Genomic DNA, 6,605 nt, shown 5'->3' on the forward strand with positions numbered 1-6,605 from the left:
ATCGTCAGTCACTTTTGTCGGTAAGCGACCGAGGGCGACACTATCATAGTTGAGCTGGTGTCGATCGAATGTCGATAGCTCGTATTCTTCGGTCATCGACAAGCAATTAGTCGGACAATACTCGACACAATTACCACAAAAAATACACACCCCAAAATCGATACTATAACTGTTTAGTTTCTTTTTCTTGGTTGCTTTATCAAATTCATAGTCAACGACGGGCAGATTGATCGGACACACCCGCACGCAAACTTCACAAGCGATACATTTGTCAAACTCAAAATGAATTCTGCCCCGAAACCGTTCGGACGGAATCAGTTTTTCATAAGGATATTGAACTGTAACGGGACGACGCTGCATGTGGTCGAATGTCACCGCCAGTCCTTGACCGATATATTTGGCAGCTTGAGCTGCTTCTTTAGTATAATCTGCTACTTGCTTGAGAAATTTCAGCATTGGGGTAGAGGGGAGAGGGTAAAAGGGAAAAGGGAAAAGGGAAAAGGGAAAAGGTAAGAGGTAAGAGGTAAGAGGTAAAAGGTAAAAGGTAAGAGATAATGGCTCGGAACTCGCATCCTAAAACCTAAAACCTAAAGCCTAAAACCTAATCCCTAAAGCCTAAAACCCAAAGCCTAGTTACTAGCCGCCAAAAGCAGTCGGAAAAGCGAGCTTGAGGGCAGCGGTAATTAAGAGGTTTGCTAAGGCGATGGGGAGCATGAATTTCCAGCCGAGATCGAGGAGTTGGTCGATCCGCACGCGGGGTACCGTCCAACGGGTGATAATCGCCAGGAAGACGAGGAAATATGCTTTGAGGACGGTCATTGCAATCCCTAAAGACGCATCGACTACTTGTACCCACGACGTTGTAGGATCGACACCGAGCGCATTACTCAATAACTCGATCGGAATCGGACTCGACCAACCACCCAGATAGAGGATCGCGACTAATAATGCCGCTAGTACTAAGTTAACGTAAGAAGCGATGTAGAAGAGCGCAAACTTCATGCCGGAGTATTCGGTCTGATACCCAGCGACCAGCTCTTCCTCCGCCTCTGGGAGGTCAAAGGGCAGACGTTCGCATTCGGCTAGTGATGCAATCCAGAAGATGACAAAACCGACAGGTTGTCGCCAGATATTCCAGGAGAGAATGCCATATTCGGACTGCTGGTGGACGATATCGATCGTACTCAGACTATTGGACATCATCACGATCGCGAGGACGGATAGCGCCAGCGGAATCTCGTAGCTAATCGACTGAGCGGCGGCGCGTAAACCACCGATGAGCGAATACTTATTATTCGATGCGTAGCCGGACATTAGCAAACCAATCGGCACGATACTCGAAAACGCAATCCACAAAAAGACGCCCGTATTGATATTAGTAATGACCAAGTTTTGACCGAAGGGGACGATCAGATAGGAGATAAATACCGGGAGGACGACAATAATCGGCCCGACAGTAAATAAAATCGAATCGGCATTAGCGGGAGTGATATCTTCTTTAAATACTAGTTTTAAACCATCGGCGACTGGTTGCAGCACGCCCAAGGGGCCAGCAAATTCTGGGCCGATCCGCTGTTGGACGGCGGCGGAGATTTTGCGCTCCAACCAGACATTGACGAGTACGCCGACGGTGGCACCGATAATCATCAGTAACATCGGAAATGGCATCCAGAGAACTTTAGCTAGTTCGGCGGAGATCCCCAAGTCACTAAGGGATTGGATAAAAGTTCCTTGAAGGTCAATACCTGAGTTCATATAGCAGCTCTTAGTTAAGTGAGGTATGTGCGCGAGTCTCTGAATGAGGTTGTCAGTTAGGAGCTAGCTTAAGATTCCTACTTCACACCTCATCTTCATCAGAAAAGCTGTATGTGTCTCTTGACTATTTATGACAGGCTCATCTATCCCGCACGATCGGGTGAGGTGGTAGCATCGGCAACATACTCTCAGTACGATTTTCACTACTAGTATATCGCGGTACGGCAGTTCCTAGCTGTCCGGCAGTGGTTTTAGCTAGCTTTCGATTCGCTAGCCTCTCGATCGATACAGACTACAGACAATCCGACCATCTTTGCGCGATCGAAATGAGGACATATTCCCATCGGGGTCGGTAATTAAGCGATCGCGACAATCATAAGATGCCGCTGGCATGTCGATCCCATCGATCCTCACCATTGCCTGATATTGCCAGTAATTTTTCGCACTGCGCTTGATATCAATAATACAGATCTGCTGTCCGTCCACCTGACGACAAAATTCTGCTCTGGCTGGAGTCACACTCCCCAACCAAACGAACAATCCGATCGCAATTAATCTAATGATATTTATCAGCACCTAATTCTCAACATCACCGCTTTCCTCCAGAATCGATATTAACAAATATTGGGAGATTAATCTCCTAATCTCGCTAATGAGGATGTTAGGTCACTATTGTCACGATTTCGGCATCATGACGATCGACTAGATGAAACTGCCGGAATAAACAAATTGGCGTAGATCGCGATCGAGTTTATCGTAACTTGCACTATTCGATCGATTCAGCCCGAAAGAGTGTATGTGTGATAGTTGAGATCGCACTCGATCCCTAGCAAACATCCATCCCCAACCATCCGCTTGTGAAAACTAAAATTCTGACCACACTATTGCTTGCCACCCTAACCTGCGGTGGCATCAGTACTGCTTATCTTACCCCCGCTATTGCGAAACCACCAGTAGCCAGTACTGCCAATCGCGTCTATGCCAAAGCGAATCCTGCCGTGGTGACGATTCGCGGTATTCGTGGACATGGGAGTGGCTTTATCATCAGCGATGACGGTTATGTTGTTACCAACGCGCATGTAGTCAAAGGGCAACCCGCAGTGGTGACATTGATGATGGCGGACGGGAAAACAGAACTTCCTGCTGATGTAGTGGGATTCGGCAGAAATGGGCTGGATCTAGCACTGCTCAAAATCAATCGTCGGGGTCGAAAATTTCCAACACTTGCCCCAGCCGCGACCTCAGCGAAAGTCGGGGACAATGCCTATGCTATCGGTACGCCATTTAGAGAGGCTTTCCAAAGTACATTTACCACTGGGATCGTCAGTGCCGTCCGTGACGGTGGTAATTTCATCCAACACAATGCCGCTATTAATCCAGGAAATTCTGGCGGGCCATTATTAAATGACAGAGGCGAAGTAATTGGTGTAAATACAGGTGGATTTGGTCGAGATACGGGTAATGTCGGACTCAACTATGCAATCGGTGTCGATCTAGTCCGTCAATTTGTCAACGAGGCACGTCAGGGAAAAAGTTCGCCTGTAGCGACGATCGAGAATGAATAACTTTTCGGTGCTGCTGCATATTTCACTGGTTAACCGCCCGATTTAGATGACTAAGGGTAGCAAACTCATTAATTTCCTAGCTCAAGCTGACATTCAACTAACTTAAATCAATTCTTATGCAATTACATCACCAAACCCATTCCGCATTCACATCGCATATTGCCACCACAATCTGGTTATCTACCCTTGCTATTTTTACCGGATCGGTGGTGACGACAATCCCCACAGCAGCTATCGGCCAAAATACGCCGACAGTTCAATTTTATTGCGGTAAAGCCGCAGATCCGAGCAGCAAAAGCAACCTTCCGGCTACTGTGGCGAAGGTGAGCGGCGCATCAGAAGAACTCGTATTAATTATCTGGAAAAGTGAGGCTTTTAAAACTACACCCCAACAGCGGTGCGAAACAGTCTCGCCCAAATTTCAAGCATCACTGCAACAGGGTCGCCATTATCTGACTGCGGGTATCGATAAAACAAGTGGTATGGGAATGATTTGTGCGATGGCTAACGCCGAACAGCCTTGCGATCGCACCAATATGTTATTCACGCTCAAATCTTATCAAGATGCTGGTACGACGCTCGAAGAACTCTCTAGCGTCTTCGCTGGAACGGCAAGTACGCCCCAGTATCAAAGCAGTGGCAACCGAGTTGTCGATCTTCGCAATTTTGCTCTATTACGCAAAAAGTAGTTGACAAAAGGCGATCGATTATCGATTGTCGAGCTGTGGGTTGGTAAGCTGTCGCCATCAACCCACAGCTCCAAATTTTAGATTGCTGTTGCATAAATCGGGAAGACTATACTTTTTAATAAACATGAAAAATAGCTTAATTACGATCGCGCTCGTCAGTGGATTAACTATTAGTTCGATTGTGGTATCGATCGCCGCCATCGCCCAATCGCCCACAAAAGTAAGGTTTTATTGCGGTCAAACTTTCGATCCCAATAGTAATGCGATCGTCCCCACCACCTTAGTTGCCAGCTCATCCAGGCGCGAACCTGTCGCGTTGATTCAATGGAAATCGAAACTGAGTGGTAAATATACCCCTCAAGTTCGCTGCAATATGGTTTCCGCTAATTTTCAACAGGCATGGTCGGCCAAAAGATTGAATTATATTACGGCTGGAATCGATAAACAATCGGGATTGGGAATTATTTGTGGGATGAAAGATCGATCGACTAGCTGCACTCGATCGAGCATGTTATTTACCTTGGCAAATGGTGCCGAGGCTAGTGAAACGATCGAACGGATGAAAGATATTCAAACTGGAACTGGTAGCAATCCTGTTCCCCAAAGTTCTGGGGATGGCATTGTAGATATTAGCAGTATTATTAATTGATCGTGAATAGATTATTTAGGTCGATCGCGATCGCTTTATCTCTACCTATACTCATTGTCTCGCCCCCATCTTTAGCCAGGGAGAAAACAGATAACGTCCAATTTTTTTGCGGTCGTATCAATCAATCTGGCACGATCGTTCCCACCACCCAAGCGGTAAGTAGTGGCACGACTGAGCCTGTGTCGTTGATTCTGTGGAAATACACACCGCCGAAAGGGATGACTAATCAACAACGTTGTGAAATGGTATCCAAACGATTTCAATTGGCATGGGATCGCGGCAGTTTTGATAAGTTGATTGCGGGCATAGATAAAGCTAGCGGACTAGGACTAATTTGTGCGGTACGTTATACCGAACGAACGTGCGATCGATCCAATCTATTATTGACGCTCAATAATGGCAGCGATGCTGAAGATATGCTCGATCGAATACGCGGTACACTGTCCAACCCAGATAAAGGAACGCCGATTTCTCAATCTAGTGGTGAAAATGAGATCGATATGCAGTTGTTACGCGATCGATTAAAGAACAAGTAGACATCGACGAGGGTGGTGTAAAGGACTACTAAACCCACTAAAAAATTGCTAAAACATGAAACATATTATTCCAACTATTCTCGCTAGCCTATTTTTATTGCCAGCAATCTCGTTGGCGAAGCCTCTCCGCTGGAGAATAGTCCAAGCAACAACATTATCAAACCTTACATCGCACAGCAACTCTACCACTCAAATCACCCAAAATAGCAATCCAGAACTCGATCGACTCGACGAAGCCCGAAAGCAAGCCAGCACCAAAGTAAATCGGATTGCTAAAGACATCACCGTCCGCATCACATCAGGTACTAATGGCGGCTCAGGTGTCCTGATTGCTAAAAAGGCCAATACCTACCTCGTCCTTACCAATGCCCACGTCACGCGGCGCGCAGCCCAATTTGAAATTCAAGCACCCGATGGACAAAAGTATACTGCTAAACCGATTGATGGTGGATTCGATCGTAAGTACGATTTAGCCTTACTAGAATTTACCAGCTCTAAAAAATACCAATTAGCGAACCTCGCCAATCCAGGTATCCTCAAACCAAACGATCGCAATATTTACAGCGCGGGATATCCGTTTGACTCCAAAGCTCTCAGAATCTCCCCTGGTGCGATTACCCAACTTTCCGATATTCCCTTCGATAACGGCACCCAAATCGGCTATGAAATTGCCAAAGGTGAAAAAGGCGTGCGTCAAGGCATGAGCGGGGGGCCAATTTTTGATGGAACGGGGACATTATTGGGCATCAATACCATTGGTGCGGCACCGATTTTATCCAACTATACTTACAACGATGGGAGTAAACCGCTAGCTAAACTTGCGGCAAAATATCGCGAGGCTAATTGGGGCGTACCCATCTATAACTTTCTCACCACTGTCAAGCCCGATATCCTCTACGGTTACGATAATTTGCCCAAGGTGACACAACAAGCCACCCCGACGGGATTCATCGCCGAGCGCAATCAACAAGCGCGGAAAATGACAGTCCGCATCGAGAATAACGAGAGTGGTTCGGGCGTAATTGTCGCTCGTGAAGGTAATAATTACTATGTCCTCACCGCCAAACACGTAGTCGAAAACAAGGGAACTGCCCAAATCATCACCTACGAACAAGATCGGCATCCCGTCACCAGCACCGTAGTTGCGAAAGGGACAGATCTCGCAGTGCTGAAATTTACCAGCACCAATGATTATCCAACTGGTAAATTGAATCGATCTAGCCCTAATGACAATGACATCGTATTTGTCGGCGGCTTTCCAGCGCGGTCTAAAATTAATAGCCCTCTGTGGCAATGGCAACTCAATCCTGGCTTTGTATATAGCCGCGAACAGGGTAAATTTGAGACTCAAACTCAAGCTACATTTGCCGATCGATACGATCTACTTTACAGCAGTATTAGTTATGGCGGC

Annotated in this window: 8 protein-coding genes; 5 read left to right on the plus strand and 3 right to left on the minus strand. The window is 46.6% G+C overall.

Annotated features, from left to right (window positions below; genetic code table 11):
• The 3 genes from ndhI to RMO35_RS21740 all read right to left on the minus strand — a co-directional run.
• A partial coding sequence (ndhI, locus tag RMO35_RS21730; RefSeq protein ID WP_309744211.1) for an NAD(P)H-quinone oxidoreductase subunit I occupies positions 1-456 on the minus strand: 456 nt, incomplete at its 3' end.
• Between the two features lie 180 nt (positions 457-636).
• A complete protein-coding gene (gene nuoH / locus RMO35_RS21735) occupies positions 637-1,755 on the minus strand; it encodes an NADH-quinone oxidoreductase subunit NuoH (RefSeq protein WP_309744213.1) in 1,119 nt (372 codons plus the stop codon).
• Between the two features lie 270 nt (positions 1,756-2,025).
• On the minus strand, positions 2,026-2,331 hold the full coding sequence (locus tag RMO35_RS21740; RefSeq protein WP_309744215.1) for a hypothetical protein: 306 nt from the start codon (positions 2,329-2,331) through the stop codon (positions 2,026-2,028).
• Between the two features lie 281 nt (positions 2,332-2,612).
• On the opposite strand from RMO35_RS21740, the gene RMO35_RS21745 reads away from it, so the two are divergent.
• The 5 genes from RMO35_RS21745 to RMO35_RS21765 all read left to right on the plus strand — a co-directional run.
• A complete protein-coding gene (locus RMO35_RS21745) occupies positions 2,613-3,320 on the plus strand; it encodes a trypsin-like peptidase domain-containing protein (RefSeq protein ID WP_309744217.1) in 708 nt (235 codons plus the stop codon).
• A gap of 116 nt (positions 3,321-3,436) precedes the next feature.
• Positions 3,437-4,009 carry a COP23 domain-containing protein gene (locus tag RMO35_RS21750; RefSeq protein ID WP_309744219.1) on the plus strand — a complete coding sequence of 191 codons (573 nt, stop codon included), beginning with the start codon at positions 3,437-3,439 and terminating at the stop codon, positions 4,007-4,009.
• Positions 4,010-4,133: 124 nt separating this feature from the next.
• A complete protein-coding gene (locus RMO35_RS21755) occupies positions 4,134-4,658 on the plus strand; it encodes a COP23 domain-containing protein (RefSeq protein ID WP_309744221.1) in 525 nt (174 codons plus the stop codon).
• 2 nt (positions 4,659-4,660) lie between these two features.
• The gene (locus tag RMO35_RS21760) at positions 4,661-5,194 is read left to right on the plus strand and encodes a COP23 domain-containing protein (RefSeq protein ID WP_309744223.1); all 534 of its coding nucleotides are present in this window, start codon (positions 4,661-4,663) and stop codon (positions 5,192-5,194) included.
• A gap of 55 nt (positions 5,195-5,249) precedes the next feature.
• On the plus strand, positions 5,250-6,605 hold a 1,356-nt coding region (locus RMO35_RS21765), incomplete at its 3' end, for a serine protease (protein ID WP_309744226.1).

This window comes from Chamaesiphon sp. OTE_20_metabat_361 (assembly GCF_031364565.1).